This is a genomic window from Terasakiella sp. 4MB5A, assembly GCF_050058155.1.
GTDB classification, from domain to species: Bacteria; Pseudomonadota; Alphaproteobacteria; order Rhodospirillales; family Terasakiellaceae; genus Terasakiella; species Terasakiella halodenitrificans.
In genome coordinates, this window is the sequence record NZ_CP188815.1 from 2,257,965 (window position 1) to 2,276,395 (window position 18,431).

Sequence of the window (18,431 nt, forward strand, 5' to 3'; positions counted from 1 at the left end):
ATGCCTATTGAAATTCTTATGCCTGCGCTTTCTCCGACCATGGAAGAAGGCAATCTTGCAAAATGGTGCAAGTCAGAAGGTGATAAAGTTGAATCCGGTGATGTGATTGCTGAGATCGAAACCGACAAAGCCACAATGGAAGTCGAAGCCGTCGATGAAGGTATTCTCGGCAAAATCGTCATCCCAGAAGGTACACAAAACGTTAAAGTCAATGAACTGATTGCCTTGTTGCTGGAAGATGGCGAAGATGCCACAGCAGCCGACAATTATTCAGCAGGTGGCGCCGCTGACCCGGCGGTGCAGGAAAGTACCCCGGCACAAAGTGAAGCAAGTGCGGCACCGACCGCATCAGCCGCCCCGGTTGCCGTTGCAGAAGACGCCTACACAGGCCCGACGGAGGCCATGACAGTTCGTCAAGCCCTAAACACCGCTTTGTTTGAAGAATTCCGCCGTGATGAAAACGTTTTCATCATGGGTGAAGAAGTGGCCCAATACCAAGGCGCTTACAAAATTTCTCAAGGTTTGCTGGAAGAATTTGGCGACAAACGTGTTGTCGATACACCGATTACTGAAATCGGCTTTACCGGCTTGGGCGTTGGCGCAGCATGGTCCGGTTTAAAACCCGTTGTCGAATTCATGACCTTTAACTTTGCCATGCAAGCGATTGACCACATCATCAACTCCGCTGCCAAAACGCTTTATATGTCCGGTGGGGAAATTTCCTGTCCGATCGTATTCCGTGGATGTAACGGGGCCGCGTCACGCGTTGCAGCACAACATTCACAATGTTATGCGTCCTGGTATGCACACTGTCCGGGCCTTAAGGTTGTTGTCCCTTATTCCGCTGAAGATGCGAAAGGGTTGCTTAAAGCCGCCATTCGCGACCCTAACCCAGTGATCGTACTGGAAAACGAAGTTCTGTACGGCAAAACATTTGATTGCCCGACAGACGAAGATTTCGTTGTGCCCTTCGGCAAAGCCAAAATTGAACGCAGCGGTAGCGACGTGACACTGGTGGCTTATTCCATCACCGTTGGTTGGGCATTGGAAGCAGCTGAGAAGCTTGCAGAACAAGGCATTTCAGCCGAAGTGATCAACCTGCGTTCCTTGCGTCCGTTAGATACACATACCATCGTTGAGTCTGTGAAAAAGACAAACCGTCTGGTTACGGTTGAAGAAGGCTGGGCTTACGCCAACATCGGTTCAGAAATCGCAGCACAGGTAATGGAACATGCATTTGATTATCTGGATGCACCTGTCACCCGTATTGCCGGTGCCGATGTGCCAATGCCATATGCCGCCAATCTTGAAAAGCTCGCCTTGCCGCGTATTGATGATATCGTCAATGCCGCCAAAGCGGTTTGTTACAAGTAACCTCGGATAAAGGAACAGCATTATGCCTATTCAAATTTTGATGCCTGCACTTTCTCCGACGATGGAAGAAGGTAATCTGGCAAAATGGTGCGTTAAAGAAGGCGACACCGTTGAGTCCGGCGACGTAATCGCCGAGATTGAAACAGACAAAGCCACGATGGAAGTCGAAGCCGTTGACGAAGGCGTTATCGGTAAAATCCTCGTTGCCGAAGGCACACAAGGCGTGAAAGTCAACGAACTGATCGCTCTGTTGCTGGAAGACGGCGAAGACGCAAGTGCCCTTGAAGGGGCAGAGACAGCAGCACCGGCCCCCAGTGCCCCGGCGCAGACCGACGCACCGGCAAAACCCGATGCAGCCCCAACCCCAGCACCGGCAGCCCCCGTTACCAATAAAGGCGGTCGAATTTTCTCAAGCCCCTTGGCACGCCGAATTGCTGCCCAAGAAGGTTTGGACCTGAAAGCCCTGTCTGGTACAGGCCCGCGCGGTCGTATCGTCAAACGCGACATTGATGCAGCCTTGGCTGCCGGAACCGGCAAAGCGACACCAGCCGCACCGGAAGCGAAAGCTGCACCCAAAGCAGTGGCAAGCGAAAGCAAAACCATTAGCATTGATGATCCGATCTTTAAATTGCTGCCGGACTACGACGCAGTTCCAAATTCAAACATGCGCAAAACCATTGCCAAACGTTTGACGGAATCAGCCCGTGATATCCCGCACTTTAACCTGCAAGTGGACGTGGAAATCGACAAGTTGATGGCTTTGCGTAAAGAACTCAACAGCCGTGATGGTGCCGATTACAAGATCTCAGTTAACGATTTTCTGGTTAAGGCCACCTCTTTGGCCCTGACACGTGTCCCGGATTGCAATGTGGCTTTCACTGATGGGGCGATTTTGAAATTTAAACGGGTCGATATGGCAATCGCCGTTGCCGTTGAAGGTGGCCTGATCACACCGATCATCAAAGATGCCGCTTCCAAAGGCCTAGCGACATTGGCAAATGAGGCCAAAGATCTGGCCGCACGTGCCCGTGACGGCAAACTGGCACCGGAAGAATATCAAGGCGGGACATTTACTATCTCCAACCTTGGCATGTTTGGGATCAAAAGCTTTAACTCCATCATCAACCCACCCCAAGGTGGCATCCTGTCCGTTGGTGCGGGAGAGCAGCGCCCTGTTGTTAAGGATGGGGCACTTGCTGTTGCAACCGTTGTCACCCTGACACTGGCCGTTGATCACCGTTGCATTGACGGGTCCACAGGCGCGGCCTTTATCAAGGAACTCAAAACCTTGATCGAAGATCCGATCGCATTGATGCTTTAACCCGGGAAAGAGAGAAAAGATGTCCGATACAAATTTTGACGTCATTGTCGTCGGCGCAGGCCCGGGTGGCTACGTCGGTGCAATTCGCGCGGCACAACTGGGGCTGAAAACAGCCCTCGTTGAAGCCAAGCATCTGGGTGGGATTTGCCTGAACTGGGGCTGCATCCCAACCAAGGCACTTCTGCGTTCTGCAGAAATCTACGAACATATGAAACATGCCGCCAATTTTGGTCTGGGCGCCAAGGATGTCTCCTTTGATCTCGCCAAGATCGTTGAACGTTCTCGCGGTGTGTCCAAACAACTGTCCGGTGGCGTGGGCCACTTGTTAAAGAAAAACAAGGTGCAGGTGTTTGACGGTTACGGCAAGTTGCTTGGCGGTGGTAAGCTTTCAGTCGAAAAAGACGGTAAAGTCTTTACCACGTTGTCTTCCAAAAACATCATCATGGCCACAGGCGCACGTGCGAAATCCTTCCCCGGATTGGAGCCCGACGGCAAACAGGTCTGGACCTATATGGAAGCCTTGGTGCCCAATGAAGTTCCCAAATCCTTGTTGGTCATCGGCAGTGGTGCCATCGGGATTGAATTTGCCAACTTCTTCCATACTTTTGGCGCAGATGTCACCGTTGTCGAAGCTTTAGACAGCATTATGCCCGTCGAAGATGCCGAAATTTCCGCATTTGCAAAAAAAGCAATGGAAAAACGCGGCATGAAGTTCAAGACGGGAACACTCGTTAAAAAACTCGACAAAGCGGCTGACGGTGTAACCGCAACCTTGGAAAAAGGTGGCAAGACCGAAACAATCAAGGTTGATAAGGTTATTACGGCTGTCGGTGTGGTTCCGAACGTGGAAAACATCGGTCTGGAAGCTGCAGGTGTAAAACTGGACGAACGCGGTTTTGTCGCTATTGACGGTTATTGTAAAACATCGGCTGACGGTGTTTACGCAATCGGTGATGTGGCAGGTGCGCCGTGTTTGGCCCACAAAGCATCCCACGAAGCCATCATCTGCGTTGAAAAAATTGCAGGCGTTAAAGACGTTCACCCGTTGGATAAATCCCTTATTCCGGGTTGTACATATTGCGAACCGCAAGTGGCCTCCGTCGGCTTGACGGAAAAAGCGGCTAAAGACAAAGGCTATAAGGTGAAAGTCGGTCGATTCCCGTTCATGGGGAATGGGAAGGCCATTGCCTTGGGCGCACCGGAAGGGCTGGTTAAAACCGTATTTGATGAAAAGACCGGCGAATTGCTGGGGGCCCATATGGTCGGGGCTGAGGTAACCGAACTGATCCAGGGCTTTGGTGTTGCCAAAACACTGGAAACAACGGAAGCCGACCTGATGCATACGGTCTTCCCGCATCCGACCTTGTCGGAAATGATGCATGAATCTGTTTTGGATGCCTACGGTAAAGCCATCCATTTCTAGTTCATGTCGTGTCTTTCAAAAAAAATGAAGGGCACACGCTTTTGTGAGTTGATCAAGACGGGGAGGGGGCTTTAGTTTCTTCCCTGTCTTTGTCTTCACAATTATTTTAAGAGGTTTTCCATGTCCAGTTGCTGCGGCCCACAAACAGAAATTCAGTCCGAAGACGATGTGCGCAAAGCTGTTTCTGAAAGCTATGCATCTATCGCCAATTCCGGTGGCAACGCCGGGTGCTGTCTGCCTGCAACGGGTGGCGCCGATGTGCCGAGTGCGGAAGAATTCGCCAAAAATTTCGGCTATAGCGATGAAGAACTTGCCGCCGTTCCAGATGGGGCAAACATGGGACTGGGATGTGGTAACCCATCTGCGATTGCAGCGATGAAACAGGGTGAAACCGTTGTGGACCTTGGTTCCGGTGGCGGTTTTGATTGTTTCCTTGCTGCGCGTCAGGTCGGTGAGAACGGGCAGGTGATCGGGGTGGATATGACACCTGATATGTTGCGCAAAGCCCGCGACAACGCACACAAAATCGGAGCAACAAATGTTGATTTCCGATTGGGTGAAATTGAAAATCTGCCCATTGCAGACAATACGGTTGATGTCATCATTTCCAACTGCGTGGTGAACTTATCCCCGCGTAAAGACCGCGTTATTGAAGAATCATATCGTATATTAAAGCCCGGCGGACGTGTTGCGATCTCCGATGTTGTTCAGACACACGATATGCCTGAAGACATTCAAAAAGATACCGAACTTCTATGTGGTTGCGTTTCCGGTGCGGCCTCGGTACAAGATTTGACGAAATGGTTGAAAACAGCCGGATTTGAACAGATTAAAATCGACGTGAAAGAAGAAAGCCGCGACTATATCAAAGACTGGGCACCGGGACGCGGTATCGAAAAATATGTGGCATCGGCTACAATCGAAGCTATAAAGCCATCAAAGACTTGCTGTGGGTAGGAACACCTGAAGCATTAAAAGGATCAAAAAGCATGAGTGAAGCACAAAAATTGCGTCACCCCGAGAAACAGAAGAACCCGGACAACCCGATCCAGCGTAAACCGGCTTGGATTCGTGTAAAAGCCCCTGTTTCCAAAGGTTACAAAGAAACACGCGACCTGATGCGCGATAAAAAACTGCATACGGTTTGCGAAGAAGCTTCCTGCCCTAATATCGGGGAATGCTGGGAACGCAAACATGCGACCTTCATGATCCTTGGCGAAATTTGTACGCGTGCTTGCACTTTCTGTAACGTCATTACTGGCAAACCTAATGCGCCAGACCCGATGGAACCCGAAAACGTTTCTATTTCCGTTGCCACAATGGGGGCAAAACATGTGGTTATCACTTCTGTTGATCGCGACGACCTCGATGACGGCGGGGCGAACCAGTTTGTACAATGCATTGATCGTATCCGCGAAAAATCACCCGGCACCACGATTGAAATCCTAACACCGGATTTCCGGGGCAAAAAAGGGGCGTTGGAACAGGTCGTCGCAGCCAAGCCCGATGTGTTCAACCATAACCTTGAAACCGTGCCACGCCTGTTCCCATCTGTTCAATTGGGATCACGTTATTTCTACTCTTTGCGCGTCTTACAGCAAGCAAAAGAGATTGATCCACATATCTTTACCAAGTCCGGCATTATGGTTGGTTTGGGTGAAACAAAAGAAGAAGTCATTCAGGTAATGGACGATATGCGATGCGCCGATGTTGACTTTCTCACCATTGGGCAGTACTTAGCACCCACACCGAAGCACGCAGCGATTGATCGTTTTGTGACGCCGGAAGAGTTTGAGGAATATGCAAAAATCGCCAAACGTAAGGGGTTTTTGCTGGTTTCTTCAACCCCGCTGACCAGATCGAGCTATCACGCAGATCACGATTTTGCAAAGCTGCGCGCCGCCCGTGAAGAACTTTTGGCGAAACAGAAATAGCTTTAAATCGAATTCATGCCGACACATGCAGAAATAAAACATAGCCCTTATTCGGCGGCGCAGATGTATGCACTCGTCGCCGATGTGGCCTCCTATCCGGATTTTCTGCCTTGGTGTCTGGCAACCCGTATAAGGTCTGTTGAAAATAACGTGATGATTGCCGATATGGTTATCGGTTTTAAAATGATCCGTGAAAAATATACATCCGAAGTGACCCTTGATTCCAACAAAGAAGTCAAGATCGTCTATAAGAACGGTCCATTTAAGTATCTGAACAGTCACTGGAAATTTACAGACAAGCCGGAAGGCGGATGTGAAATTGACTTTTTTGTCGATTTTGAATTTCGCTCCGCCTTATTGCAAAAGGTCATGGGGGCTGTTTTTAATGAAGCAGTTCAATTGATGATGTCGGCTTTTCAAAAACGCGCCATCGAACTTTACGGCACCAACGCCTGAATTTTCAACAGTTCCAACGCACGCTTGGCTGTCTGAAAACGTACCTGATCACGATCCCCTTCAAAAACATGACGCTCCACAATCGGGGCGCTGTCCTTTTTGGCGCAGGCCAGAAAAACCAGACCAACTGGCTTTTCATCATTCCCACCACCAGGACCAGCGATTCCTGTTACCGCAACACATAAATCCGTTTTTGCCGCTCTCAATCCACCTTGTGCCATTTGTAAGGCAACCAGTTCACTGACTGCCCCCTGTTGGTCCAATGCGTCCGCTTCCACGGATAGCAGATCCATTTTCGCCTGGTTTGAATAAGTAATAAAACCACGATCCACCACATCGGATGAACCTGCAATCGCAGTTAAGGCCGCCCCGATCATGCCACCAGTACAAGATTCTGCCGTCGCAACCATTAAATGATGGTCTCGGCAGGCTTGCAATGTTTGTGTCGCCAATTGATCCAGTTTCATAAAGTTACATCCCAGTAAGCTGGATATTCAGGAAATACAGGACAATCAATCCGTAAATGGCCGCAACGACATCATCCAGCATGATGCCAAGCCCACCATGTACGTTTTTATCAAACCAACAAGCCGGCCAAGGTTTAAAAATATCAACCAAGCGGAATAAGGCAAAACCAACCAGATAAAGCAACGGATCCAAGCCAGCTGGTAAAAGCACCAACCATTGCCCGGCGACCTCGTCAATCACAACGGCACCGGGGTCTTTGACACCGGATTCAGCCTCAAACACATGGGCGGCCCACCAGCCAATAAGAAAAACAACAACGGTGGCTACTGCCAAAGCCTGCCAACCGCCCCAATATTGGATCCCCCATGCAAAAGGTAGGGCAGCTAAAGAACCCCATGTCCCCGGAGCCTTGGGCAAAAGGCCCGAGAAAAACCATGTCGCCAAGATACCCGCAGGAGAGAAGATAAATTTTTTATTTAATTTCTTATTGTTAGTCACAATCTTATACCGAGTTTAAAAAATAACATCTTTTTAAGAGTCTTTACGTATCATAGGAACACCAAATGATATTGGAAAGAAATTACATTTTTTTTATTATTGGCGTAGCGTTACATCTCAAACCACTGTATAAAAGCGGTGGATTGGTTGGAGATTTCCGATCATGTCACCGACAAATATTTGAGATAAAAGCCTGTTAATGGTTTAAAAATATTACGTTACATTCAGGGCTGTCTAACAATACCTAGGGGCACATGAGCAATTCTGAAACACGGCACAGAAGTTTTGTAGAGAAAACGAAAGAGTTTACTGACAAACATTTCCCCGAACGTCAATTGGTCTTGCGCACCGATGGTGACGTCAAATACTTCTGTATCTCCAAACGCTTTCAAATGAGTGTTAGCGCCGGAATTTTGGCCTTCCTTTCATGGTCGGCCTTTACGAGCGCAACCCATTTTCTGCATGATTCCGAGCTCCTCGCCAAGGATAAGGAAATCCTTAGTGTTCAGGTTGCCTATCGCAGCCTTCTGAGCGAAGTGACAGAATATCAAAGCAAATTTACAAATATCAGCAATGAATTGGAAGCCAACCATTCCAAATTGGTGGCAAGCCTTGATCAAAATATTCTTGAAAATAAAGATCGTTTGGTATCGGCAGAAACGGCACGGAAAGAGGCACAGGTTGCGCGCCGTCAATTGAATTCACAACTTCATTCGATTGAAGAATCCATGCGTGAACTTGCCAATCGCAACTATTCCCTGAAAGGTGATCTCTCCCTTAAGGAAATGGATTTGCAAACGGCCCTGGCTGAACGCAATACAGCACGTCTTCAAAAACAACGCATTGAAGAAAAACTCCGTGCCGCCGAAATCAAAATGGCGCACCTCAATCAAAGCCAGGAAGAGTTGATCAAACGTGTCAGCGATCAGGCCAGTGAAGAAATCGCAGATATTGAAAACATCCTGACGATTGCAGGCCTTGATCCCGATAAAATGCTCAACAACATTGATCAAGACACGACGGCATCTGGTGGGCCCTTTATTGCTGCAACAGGCAAATCAACGGACGAAATGCCCGCACCTGAAGAAATTCAGTTGAACGCAATTGATCGACATCTTGCCCGCTGGCAGGGCTTACAAGGAATTCGACAATCCTTGCCTTTGGCACAGCCTCTGGATTATTATTATATCAGCAGCCGTTATGGCAAACGCCGCGACCCTGTGAACAAAAGATGGGCTGTTCATTACGGTCTTGATATGGCTGCATCGAAGAAATCGCCCGTTTATGTGACCGCACCCGGCAAAGTGACCTTTGTTGGCTGGAAAGGGAACTATGGTAATTTCATCATGGTTGATCACGGGAACGGCATAGAAACACGATATGGTCACCTTCACAAGACACTCGTTAAAAAAGGTGATACGGTCGATTATAGAACCAAAATTGGACTGGTTGGCAATACTGGTCGCAGTACGGGGGCGCATTTACATTATGAAGTACGTGTAAATGGCACAAACGTTGACCCGTTTAAATTTATAAAGGCAGGACGCAATGTTTTCCAAGGCTAGTAAAAAAAGGTCCACATCCACAGCGGGCTCCGCGCCAAACAAACGTATTCCGCCGTCCATTATCAGTGAAGATTTGACCATTACCGGCAACCTGAAAAGTGATGGTGAAATCCAAATTGACGGTAAGGTTATTGGTGATATTCAAAGCGATGATTTACTTGTCGGTGACACAGCCCATATCACGGGCGAAATTGTTGCAGAGTCCATTCGTGTACACGGTAAAGTCGTCGGGCAAATAAAAGCACGCAATGTCAGCCTCGCTAAAAGCGCCCACGTGGTCGGTGATATTTTACATGACAACTTGTCAATCGAGACAGGTGCATTCCTTGAAGGCCATTGCAAACGATTGGCCGAAGGTGAGTTTAAGCTGAGTGTAAAAGTAGAGCCTGCAACACCAAATACGGTAAAACCCGCACCTGTTGACACAAAAGCCAAGGCATCTGCCTAAATTTTATTTTTGGATTTTATTGTTAAAGACCGCTTTTGAAATAAAGCGGTCTTTATTTTTATCTGGAGACAAAATCCAAAACGGCCTGTCGAACATCTTTTTCATCCAAAGTCGGGGCATGACCAACATCTTTCACCTCAACCCCGCTGATATCAGGCAGGCTTTCAAGCATCCGCTGATACGTTTCCCGTTTAAAAACACTGGAAGCCTCCCCTCGGATCAATAAAACCGGACGATCAGCCAAGGCATAAAAATAAGGCCATAAATCCTGTTTTTGATCATTTGCCGTACTATGGCGGAGGCTATCGGCAATTTTCACATCCCAGCTTGGGACATAGCGGCCTTTTTCCAATTTATAGGTTTTTTGAGCAATCCGATGCCAGTCAACATCTACAAAGCCATGTTCATCTTTGTAGTGTTTTTTCAATTTATGCACGGCACCTTCCAGATCTGCCACACTTGCTCCATCCCCTGTATAGGCAATAATTTTTTCCACACCTGTTGCATCAAGATCCGGGCCAACATCATTTAAAATCACGCTATGCACCAAACCGGGAGACACGACACACATCGCCATACTCAACAGACCACCAAGTGAAGTCCCGATCAAGAGGCATCCATGAAGCCCTAGGGCAGACGCGACATTAAAAATATCAGATACATAAACACTGGGATTATAATTTCCCCAATTGGTATCATATTCAGATTTTCCACGTCCGCGATAATCAAACGCCACAACCCGATGACCCAAGTTGTTTAAATGATCTGCTATATTTTCAAAATCTTGCGAATTCCGTGTCAGACCAGACAGACATAGGACCGGACGTTTTGCCTGATCTGTTCCATGGTAATCACGTACATATAATCGCAACCCATCAGCCGCACTGATTTCTTTTTCAACATATTTATTCATCAGCGCTCAAAACCAATGCTGGTAATTGATCTAAAGATCGAATGATATTTTGTGGAACAGCATTTGGGCCTAGTTTTTCCTGTTTTTGTCCAAATCGATTAACCCATATCACTTGAAAACCAAATACAGAGGCCCCAGCAGCATCCCATGAATTTGCCGATAAAAAACACCCTTGTGACGGGTCAATATCCAATTGGCTACACACATATTCATAAATATTCGGATGAACCTTAAAAACCCCAACATCATCAGCAGAATAAACACCATCCAACAAATGATAAAGCCCGGACTTTCGCACCGCACTGGTTAACATTGTGCGTGAGCCATTCGAAAGAATAACCGTTTTAATATTTCTATCTTTGAGATTTTTCAGCATTGTGCCGACTTCGGGATAGGCATCGAGCTTCAAATACAATTCCATCAGTTTTGCACGTAAAGCCGGGTCAGACATGTTAAAGGTTTCCATTGTGAAATCCAACGCATCACCCGTCACATGCCAGAAATCCTGAAAATTGCCCATCAAAGTACGTAACCAAGTGTACTCGACTTGTTTCTTTCGCCATAACGCGGAAAAATCCAGCCAATTATCCCCTATATCACTTGCACATCGACGCGCAGAAGCTGCAACATCAAATAAAGTGCCATAAGCATCGAATATACAAACTTCAATATTTCTAAACTGTTGCGTCATCCCACGTCTCTCAAATCATTGCTTGCGCTGAAGATCCCCCTCTAAAGAAGTCGCAACTTCTTCGGACTTTAATCGATAGCGATATACCTGCAAATTTTCCAGCACACGTTGTACATAATTTCGCGTTTCATTAAAAGGTATTTGCTCAACCCAGTCTATCACATAATCATGATCATCGGTACGTGGATCACCAAATTCACGGATCCATTGCCGCGTACGATGCGGACCAGCATTGTAAGAAGATAAAGTCAGCACATAGGATCCTTTAAATTTCTTTAAAAGATCATCCAGATATTCACTACCTAGCCATACATTCAACTTTGGATTCTTTGTTAACTTATCGCGAGAGTACTTGTAATTTTTCTGTTTCGCCAGACGATGTGCTGTGCGCGGCATCAATTGCATCAAACCACGCGCACCGGCACGGCTGGTTGCACGTTCATAAAAGGCACTTTCCTGACGCACTACACTATGCACCAAAGCAGATTCTGGCGTTTTTCTAATGAGCTTCTGATCAAGCAAAGGGTAAGCGGCTTCGATAACACCATGGCCTTCACGCAAGGCTTTCTTCCCTACGTACACCGCTAAATCAGGTCGTCCGGCATCAATCGCCAACTCAGCAACCAGCGTGCGCCAACCCGCCGTCGTACTCATGGTATTCAGTTGATAGATGAAGTGGCGCATAAGGTCACGTTCCCCCATACGTTTTAGGAAGCTTACAACATCAACCAAATCACTTTGATGGAAGAAAATCCGTTCCTGACGGTTCGGCTTGGCTTTTTCATTCAATTCGACCTGAATACGCTTGTTCATACGCTCACCGGCCAATTGACCATAATAGGCCGTAGGATACAGCGCCGCCGTCTCATACCATTTTTTGGCTTCTTCTGTGCGTTTCAAGCTTTCCATCGTACGTGCAATCCAATAGGCACCTCGTGCTTTACTAATCGGGTATTGCACGGCCTCGTACAAATTTTGAAAATGAGTAAGCGCCACTTCGGGTTCTTGTAGAAAACGCAACTTAATCCAACCGGCAATCCATTCTGCATCTGCATAATCGGCGCCTTCGGTTAAACCGTGATTTTTTACCATTCGGTAGGCTTCGCTGTAATAACCATCGCGCACAGCACTGCGGGCCATAATGGATCGCTGTTTCCACCAAATTTCAGGGTAGGGGACCACATCGGGGGCCTCAAACAACAACGTACGTGCATCTTCCTCACGTCCTTTAATCCGGCGCCAACGCATACGTTCAAACAACAAGCCCGGATGATCTTTCAATTCCTCTGGCACACGGGCAATAGCCCGGTCCACACCGCCACGCATTTTACGCAAGGCCAGCCGTGCCTCTGCCAAATGTTGCCAATCTTTTTTGACATACCCCAACATACGGCGTGCGGTATAATATCGCCCCTGCCATAATAAACGGTCCAGACGTGCAATATGATCTTCATAACGTAATTCGGATTTATAGCGTTTATAAAAATCTTTTTGCTGGTGACGGCCAAAGTTTACTTCCCGCCACGATTTACGAATTTGTTCACGTGCCTCTTGTTCACGTCCCAATTGAGACAGAGCCGCAGACAATCGAATATGACCGTTTGCACTAAGCGGTTGACGACCGTTAAACCATTGAATGACGGATTCTGGTGGAATGGCTTCCGACATAGCTTCTTCGGCACGACGTTGCAATGCTGACTGACGCGGCCAATCTGAATTATGCGCAATAAAAGCTGCAATTTCCTGAAATGGCACATCCTTCACCGGATCCACAATTTGCATCCAGCGAATAAGTTTCGCAGGTAACGGATTATCGGCTTTTACCGCGCGGTCCAATGCCGCTTTCCATTTTTTGTTTTTCGCTTGTGCAAAAGCGTCCTTCGCAATCTTGTAATCGCGCTCAGACAAAGGCTTTGCCATTGCCGTATGCAATGATCCAAGCCCCCATAAAACAAATGCACAAACAAAAATTGTTCTGCTTAATCGGTCTAGTCGATGCACAGCCACGAGCCTTCCTATTCCATGTTATTTCCTGCAACGATACCTTCTAATGTTCGTTACTTGAAAACACACTTTAAAAGCCTGCAATCCGCCTAGCAAGGGTTGTGACATACTTTTTTCATTTAGAATTCTTGCCCATTGACAATGAAAGAGCTATGTTCCCCAGTTCTTAAAGTAATATAATTTTGTGTGCCGAGAAATTTCTCGCACATTCCAAGGAGATAATCATGTTTCAGGGTTCTATTCCTGCCCTGATCACGCCGTTCAAAAACGGTCAGATCGATGAACAAGCGTTCCAAGATCACGTTGAATGGCAGATCGAGCAAGGGTCTGATGCACTCGTCCCGGTCGGCACCACAGGTGAATCACCGACTCTCAGCCACCAAGAACACCATCGCGTTGTCGAACTGTGTCTTGAAGCGGCCAAGGGACGTGTACCGGTGATTGCCGGTACCGGTTCAAACAACACAGCCGAAGCCATCAGCTTGCAGAAACATGCGAAGGAAGCAGGGGCCGCAGCCGGTCTCGTTGTAACACCCTATTATAACAAGCCGACACAGGCCGGTTTAATTGCCCATTACAAAGCAATTCATGACGCTGTTGATCTGCCAATCATCATTTATAATATCCCTGGTCGTTCGATTATTGATATGGCCGTGGAAACAATGGCTGAATTGTCAAAGCTGCCCAATATCGTTGGCGTCAAAGATGCAACAGGCGATTTAACGCGTCCGCTTAACACCTATCTGGGCTGTGGCGCGGATTTTTGCCAATTGTCCGGCGAAGATGCAACAGCGGTTCAGTTCCTGTCCGCAGGTGGTTCAGGCTGCATCTCTGTTACCGCTAACATTGCCCCGAAACTCTGTGCTGATATGCAACGCGCATGGCGTGATGGCGACACAAAAACAGCAATGGACATTCAGTTCAAACTGTTGCCGCTGCACAATGCCATGTTCTGTGAAAGCAGCCCCGGTCCGGTCAAATATGCTGCCGAACTGATGGGCCGTTGTTCTTCTGAAACACGTTTACCGCTGGTCGAAATTTCCGAAACCAGCAAAGAACGCGTCCGCAAGGTATTGGCCGATCTTGATATGATCTAAGAAGATGGCTTCTAAAAACAAAAAAGACGACTTTTCGGCGCGCATTGCGGCACAAAACCGCAAGGCGCGCCATAACTATTTTATCGAAGATATTATTGAATGCGGCATGGTTCTGACTGGTACGGAAGTTAAATCCTTGCGCAATGGTCGTGCCAGTATTCAAGAATCGTATGCTGCCGAAAAAAATGGTGAGCTCTATCTCATTAACGCCAATATCCCGGAATATGAAGGTGGCAACCGGTTCAATCACGAACCCAAGCGTATGCGCAAATTGCTGGTTCATAGACGGGAATTGGATAAGCTCCTCGGTATGTCGACACAGAAGGGCTATACATTGGTTCCTTTACACATTCATTTTAATGATCGCGGTATCGCCAAGGTCGCTATTGGAATCGGCAAAGGGAAACAAAGTCACGACAAACGCGACAGCATCAAGGATCGCGACTGGAAACGTGATAAAGCACGCCTCATGCGTGAGAAATATTAGACCATGCCTCCCCTAAAAAGAAAAATGCCCCGGCATAGTCAAGCTGGGGCATTTTTAATTTATACAGAGTAATCTGCGCAATAAAGGCAGGTGGATTACATTTTCTTTTTAGCAGCGCAAGGGTTCTTAGCCGCACAAGGATTGGCTGCACAAGGATTCTTTGCTGCGCACGGGTTTTTCGCAGCACACGGGTTTTTAGCCGCGCAAGGGTTCGCTGCACAGGGATTTTTTGCAGCACAGGGGTTCGCTGCGCACGGATTACCGGCAACTTCAAACGCACCACTTACAGAAGCGGCTTGCACAGACGGAACGACAGCGGCGCTCATCGCACCAACCAAAACAGCACAGGCCACACCATTGATCATTTGTTTTTTGCTAATGACGGACATATTGGAAACCTCCAGATTGAAATAGAAACATATAAAAGCGGCGTGTTGAACAATGCCGATAAATAGTTTGTCTCACATTTCTGATGTAGAAGGGGAATCACAACGGATCACAAGAACGTGATTACCTGCCTATATTTGTACACATTCAAAATTTTTAAATATAAAAAATAAAAATAAACGATAAATACATGTAATAACTGTCCGGTATTACCTTTTTCTTGGTAATACCAAATATTTATTAAAATAACTGATTGAAATACACATATTGCATGCGTATATTTATTAAAAATTTCGCTGTTTGTTACTTTTACTTGAAAAGGAAAGCTCTATGGAGAAGCCTCTGCTTCATTTGGTTTTTGGCGGTGAAGTTGCCGATCCGCAAACCAATGATTTTGTCGACCCTGACAATCTTGATATCGTCGGTATTTTCCCCAGCTACGAATCTGCATTGAATGCATGGCGCGGTGCCAGTCAGGCGCGCGTAGACGAAGCACACACAAAATATGTGATCGTCCATATGCACAAGATGCTCGACCCGGACAAATCCGAATAAGTCGAAAAAACATCAGACACAAAAAAACGCTCCCCATATTTGAGGGAGCGTTTTTTTAACTGATCATATGAGGCCTATTCGTCCTCGCGCTTTGCATCATCTACATTTTTACGCAGCTTATCTGCTTCAAATGCTTCTTTTTTCTTCTGCTCTTTTGTGCGTCCAAATTTCACGCGATTTTCTTCGGCCTGTTTTTCTTTATCGGTACGCGCCTTTTGCTTTCGCTTTTGCCGTAAATTGATAATATCAGCCAAAACGCGGGCTCGCTGTACGAATATGAGCCATCAATTCATCATATTTAAAGGCTGTTTTAAATTGCGGAAATTCAGCAATCACATTATCCGGTGCGCTAAACAGGATGCCGGTATCGGCTTCGCCTAACATCGTTGTATCGTTATAGGAATCACCGGCTGCAATCGTATAAAAGTTCAGCTTTTTAAAGGCCTCAACCGCTTTGCGTTTATGGTCGCTCAGGCGCAATTTATAATCAGCAACACGGTCATTTTCATCCACAATCAGGCGATGACAGAATAGGGTCGGCAAATCCAACTGGCGCATCAAAGGTTCCGCAAATTCATAGAATGTGTCGGAAAGAATGACCACTTGAAAGTCTTCACGCAATTTACCCAAAAAATCGCGCGCCCCTTCCAAAGGGCCGAGACTGTCGATGACATCCTGAATGTCTTTCATCTTCAAACCGTTTTGATCAAGAATATCCAAACGATACCGCATGAGAACATCGTAATCCGGTTCATCCCGCGTGGTCCGTTTCAGGGCTTCAATTCCGGTTTTTTCTGCAAAATTGACCCAGATTTCAGGGATCAAAACCCCTTCGAGATCAAGACATACGATTTCCATTTATTTTCCCCTTAAATTAAACATTTAATTCTGCACAGACGGAACGAAATACATCGTGAAACATCTCTTCCGTTAAACGACCTGTGTTCGTGTTGTAACGCGAACAGTGATAGCTGTTGAACAGAACAGGTAAATCATTCCCAAGGTCATGGCGTATATTATGACCGAATTTCCATTGTGCTTTTTTAAGCCCCAATGTCTGGATCACCGCATTGTGCGCCACAGCACCCAAGGCGACCAGAACGCGCAAATTCTTCATGGCAGCCATTTCATCAATCAAAAAGGGACGGCATGCGCGTTCTTCTGATGCAATAGTCTTGTTCTGCGGCGGAACACAACGTACCGCATTGGTAATTCGACAATTGTGCAGTTCAAAACCATCATCCGGACTTGCCCCATAATCACCACACGCAAAATTAAATGTTTTCAGCGTGGGATAAAGCAAATCCCCTGCATAATCACCCGTAAAGGGACGCCCTGTACAATTGGCCCCCTTCAATCCGGGTGCCAACCCAACGACTAATAACTGTGCCTCAAGCGGACCAAATGAAGGCACAGGACCGTTGAAGAAATCCGGGAATTTTTCACGATTATTTTCACGGAATTCAACCAAACGCGGACAAAGTCCACAATCGTGTTCCGGTGTAGAAGGGGCACTGAAAGTCATTGCAACTTACTCGTCGTAGTCTTCTTCTTCCTCGTCATCGATATAATCGTCATCAAAGGTCGGTTGAGAAGAGCCGCCTCCAAGTGGCCGCGTAATCGTATCTTCCAAATCACTCAGTTCAATAAAGTTATCGGCTTGGCGGCGCAATTCGTCGGCAACCATTGGCGGGTTGGATCGAACCGTACTGACCACAGTAACCCGCACCCCTTTGCGCTGAACAGCATCAACAAGACGTCGAAAATCACCATCACCGGAGAAAATAACAATATGATCGAGGTGCTCAGCCATTTCCATAACGTCAATAGCCAGTTCAATGTCCATGTTGCCTTTAATTTTACGACGCCCTTGTGCATCGGTAAATTCCTTGGTCGGTTTTGTGACCATGGTATAGCCATTATAATCGAGCCAATCGACAAGCGGTCGAATCGGGGAATATTCCTGATCTTCAACCAAAGCTGTATAGTAAAACGCACGTATGAGATGCCCTTTGCTGGCAAACACTTCCAAGAGACGTTTATAGTCAATATCGAAATTCAGGGCGCGGGCGGCGGCATAAAGGTTGGAACCATCAATAAATAAACCCATACGTTCTTGAGGATAAAAAATCATCTTTATTTCCAATTGTTAAAGTATAAATTCATTGCCAAAATACGGCGGCAACACTATAAAAACGACTAACATATTACGCGAAATCTCTTTTTTCGCAAGGATTTATCACATGATTTACATCGGACTTGGCGCAAACTTGCCATCCCCTGTTCACGGTAGCCCGGTCGAAACATTAAATGCCTGTATAAAGCGTCTTTGCGACTTTGATTTACATGTTGTAAAAGTTTCATCTTGGTATGAAAGCGCACCGGTTCCCATGTCAGACCAGCCTTGGTACGTAAACGGCGTTGCTGCGATTGAAACGGACTTAAGTGCCCGTGATGTATTAAAGCAGCTTCTGAAAGTTGAACACGAGTTTGGTCGTGTTCGCTCAGAAGCCAATGCACCACGTGTTCTAGACCTTGACCTGATCGCCTACCACACCCAAATCATTGAGGATGAGGGGAGAATTGAAGACAAACCGTTTTGCGTGCCACACCCGCGCATGCATGAACGGGCCTTTGTTCTTCTACCATTGACAGACCTCAACCCGCAATGGATACACCCAAAACTGAAATCAAACCTTTCAGATTTGGTGCAACAATTGCCAAAAGATCAGATTATTCGCCCGATCATGCAAGAATAGGCTTGATTAAACAGGTATCGGCGCTATATTTTGCGCCCTTCGCATTTTTAT

The 18,431-nt window shown here is 46.9% G+C and carries 22 protein-coding genes; 12 read left to right on the forward strand and 10 right to left on the reverse strand.

Features of this window, described 5'->3' with window-relative positions; translation table 11 throughout:
* The 6 genes from ACI0FF_RS10435 to ACI0FF_RS10460 all read left to right on the forward strand — a co-directional run bounded on the left by ACI0FF_RS10435 (window position 1) and on the right by ACI0FF_RS10460 (window position 6,508).
* Window positions 1-1,374 (forward strand): pyruvate dehydrogenase complex E1 component subunit beta, encoded by a 1,374-nt coding sequence (locus tag ACI0FF_RS10435; protein WP_419796797.1) that lies wholly within the window; start codon window positions 1-3, stop codon window positions 1,372-1,374.
* A 22-nt stretch (window positions 1,375-1,396) separates the two neighbouring features.
* A complete protein-coding gene (locus ACI0FF_RS10440; protein ID WP_419796798.1) occupies window positions 1,397-2,695 on the forward strand; it encodes a pyruvate dehydrogenase complex dihydrolipoamide acetyltransferase in 1,299 nt (432 codons plus the stop codon).
* A gap of 19 nt (window positions 2,696-2,714) precedes the next feature.
* Complete coding sequence (gene lpdA / locus ACI0FF_RS10445; protein WP_188660250.1) at window positions 2,715-4,118, forward strand: dihydrolipoyl dehydrogenase; 1,404 nt, start codon at window positions 2,715-2,717, stop codon at window positions 4,116-4,118.
* Window positions 4,119-4,238: 120 nt separating this feature from the next.
* On the forward strand, window positions 4,239-5,075 hold the full coding sequence (locus ACI0FF_RS10450; RefSeq protein ID WP_419796799.1) for an arsenite methyltransferase: 837 nt from the start codon (window positions 4,239-4,241) through the stop codon (window positions 5,073-5,075).
* 32 nt (window positions 5,076-5,107) lie between these two features.
* Entirely contained in the window at window positions 5,108-6,052 is a 945-nt protein-coding gene (lipA, locus tag ACI0FF_RS10455) for a lipoyl synthase (protein ID WP_419796800.1), read from the forward strand.
* Window positions 6,053-6,067: 15 nt separating this feature from the next.
* Window positions 6,068-6,508, forward strand: a complete 441-nt coding sequence (locus tag ACI0FF_RS10460; protein ID WP_419796801.1) for a type II toxin-antitoxin system RatA family toxin — start codon at window positions 6,068-6,070, stop codon at window positions 6,506-6,508.
* Here the strand turns inward: ACI0FF_RS10460 and ACI0FF_RS10465 are convergent.
* Window positions 6,490-6,975 (reverse strand): CinA family protein, encoded by a 486-nt coding sequence (locus ACI0FF_RS10465; protein ID WP_419796802.1) that lies wholly within the window; start codon window positions 6,973-6,975, stop codon window positions 6,490-6,492. The genes ACI0FF_RS10460 and ACI0FF_RS10465 overlap by 19 nt on opposite strands.
* 4 nt (window positions 6,976-6,979) lie before the next feature.
* Window positions 6,980-7,474: a phosphatidylglycerophosphatase A family protein gene (locus tag ACI0FF_RS10470; protein WP_419796803.1), complete on the reverse strand. Its 495-nt coding sequence runs from the start codon at window positions 7,472-7,474 to the stop codon at window positions 6,980-6,982.
* Between the two features lie 254 nt (window positions 7,475-7,728).
* Here ACI0FF_RS10470 and ACI0FF_RS10475 point away from each other — a divergent pair, with 254 nt between their 5' ends.
* Window positions 7,729-9,039, forward strand: a complete 1,311-nt coding sequence (locus ACI0FF_RS10475; protein WP_419796804.1) for a peptidoglycan DD-metalloendopeptidase family protein — start codon at window positions 7,729-7,731, stop codon at window positions 9,037-9,039.
* The gene (locus ACI0FF_RS10480) at window positions 9,023-9,487 is read left to right on the forward strand and encodes a bactofilin family protein (RefSeq protein ID WP_419796805.1); all 465 of its coding nucleotides are present in this window, start codon (window positions 9,023-9,025) and stop codon (window positions 9,485-9,487) included. Before ACI0FF_RS10475 ends, ACI0FF_RS10480 begins: the two co-directional genes overlap by 17 nt.
* Before the next feature lie 58 nt (window positions 9,488-9,545).
* Here ACI0FF_RS10480 and ACI0FF_RS10485 read toward each other — a convergent pair whose 3' ends face one another.
* From ACI0FF_RS10485 to ACI0FF_RS10495, 3 genes are read right to left on the reverse strand one after another with little or no spacing between them, the layout of a single operon-like run.
* The gene (locus tag ACI0FF_RS10485; protein ID WP_419796806.1) at window positions 9,546-10,400 is read right to left on the reverse strand and encodes an alpha/beta fold hydrolase; all 855 of its coding nucleotides are present in this window, start codon (window positions 10,398-10,400) and stop codon (window positions 9,546-9,548) included.
* The gene (locus ACI0FF_RS10490; protein WP_419796807.1) at window positions 10,393-11,091 is read right to left on the reverse strand and encodes a haloacid dehalogenase type II; all 699 of its coding nucleotides are present in this window, start codon (window positions 11,089-11,091) and stop codon (window positions 10,393-10,395) included. The genes ACI0FF_RS10485 and ACI0FF_RS10490 overlap by 8 nt, the downstream gene beginning before the upstream one ends.
* A 15-nt stretch (window positions 11,092-11,106) precedes the next feature.
* Window positions 11,107-13,098, reverse strand: a complete 1,992-nt coding sequence (locus ACI0FF_RS10495; RefSeq protein ID WP_419796808.1) for a lytic transglycosylase domain-containing protein — start codon at window positions 13,096-13,098, stop codon at window positions 11,107-11,109.
* A 221-nt stretch (window positions 13,099-13,319) separates the two neighbouring features.
* Here ACI0FF_RS10495 and dapA point away from each other — a divergent pair, with 221 nt between their 5' ends.
* On the forward strand, window positions 13,320-14,192 hold the full coding sequence (dapA, locus tag ACI0FF_RS10500) for a 4-hydroxy-tetrahydrodipicolinate synthase (RefSeq protein WP_419796809.1): 873 nt from the start codon (window positions 13,320-13,322) through the stop codon (window positions 14,190-14,192).
* Window positions 14,193-14,196: 4 nt separating this feature from the next.
* Complete coding sequence (smpB, locus tag ACI0FF_RS10505; RefSeq protein WP_188665931.1) at window positions 14,197-14,679, forward strand: SsrA-binding protein SmpB; 483 nt, start codon at window positions 14,197-14,199, stop codon at window positions 14,677-14,679.
* Window positions 14,680-14,774: 95 nt separating this feature from the next.
* On the opposite strand, the gene ACI0FF_RS10510 is transcribed toward smpB, so the two are convergent.
* Window positions 14,775-15,068: a hypothetical protein gene (locus ACI0FF_RS10510; RefSeq protein WP_419796810.1), complete on the reverse strand. Its 294-nt coding sequence runs from the start codon at window positions 15,066-15,068 to the stop codon at window positions 14,775-14,777.
* Between the two features lie 328 nt (window positions 15,069-15,396).
* On the opposite strand from ACI0FF_RS10510, the gene ACI0FF_RS10515 reads away from it, so the two are divergent.
* Window positions 15,397-15,621 carry a DUF4170 domain-containing protein gene (locus ACI0FF_RS10515; RefSeq protein ID WP_419796811.1) on the forward strand — a complete coding sequence of 75 codons (225 nt, stop codon included), beginning with the start codon at window positions 15,397-15,399 and terminating at the stop codon, window positions 15,619-15,621.
* Between the two features lie 74 nt (window positions 15,622-15,695).
* On the opposite strand, the gene ACI0FF_RS10520 is transcribed toward ACI0FF_RS10515, so the two are convergent.
* The 4 genes from ACI0FF_RS10520 to ACI0FF_RS10535 are packed head-to-tail and all read right to left on the reverse strand — an operon-like array spanning window position 15,696 to window position 17,755.
* Entirely contained in the window at window positions 15,696-15,875 is a 180-nt protein-coding gene (locus ACI0FF_RS10520) for a DUF4169 family protein (RefSeq protein WP_417820799.1), read from the reverse strand.
* Window positions 15,868-16,479, reverse strand: coding sequence for a bifunctional phosphoserine phosphatase/homoserine phosphotransferase ThrH (gene thrH / locus ACI0FF_RS10525; protein ID WP_419796812.1), 612 nt, complete (start codon window positions 16,477-16,479; stop codon window positions 15,868-15,870). Before thrH ends, ACI0FF_RS10520 begins: the two co-directional genes overlap by 8 nt.
* A gap of 16 nt (window positions 16,480-16,495) precedes the next feature.
* The gene (locus ACI0FF_RS10530; RefSeq protein WP_419796813.1) at window positions 16,496-17,146 is read right to left on the reverse strand and encodes a uracil-DNA glycosylase; all 651 of its coding nucleotides are present in this window, start codon (window positions 17,144-17,146) and stop codon (window positions 16,496-16,498) included.
* Window positions 17,147-17,152: 6 nt separating this feature from the next.
* Window positions 17,153-17,755, reverse strand: coding sequence for an NYN domain-containing protein (locus ACI0FF_RS10535; protein WP_419796814.1), 603 nt, complete (start codon window positions 17,753-17,755; stop codon window positions 17,153-17,155).
* A 109-nt stretch (window positions 17,756-17,864) separates the two neighbouring features.
* Here ACI0FF_RS10535 and folK point away from each other — a divergent pair, with 109 nt between their 5' ends.
* Window positions 17,865-18,380 carry a 2-amino-4-hydroxy-6-hydroxymethyldihydropteridine diphosphokinase gene (gene folK, locus ACI0FF_RS10540; RefSeq protein WP_419796815.1) on the forward strand — a complete coding sequence of 172 codons (516 nt, stop codon included), beginning with the start codon at window positions 17,865-17,867 and terminating at the stop codon, window positions 18,378-18,380.
* The last annotated feature ends 51 nt before the right edge of the window (window positions 18,381-18,431 follow it).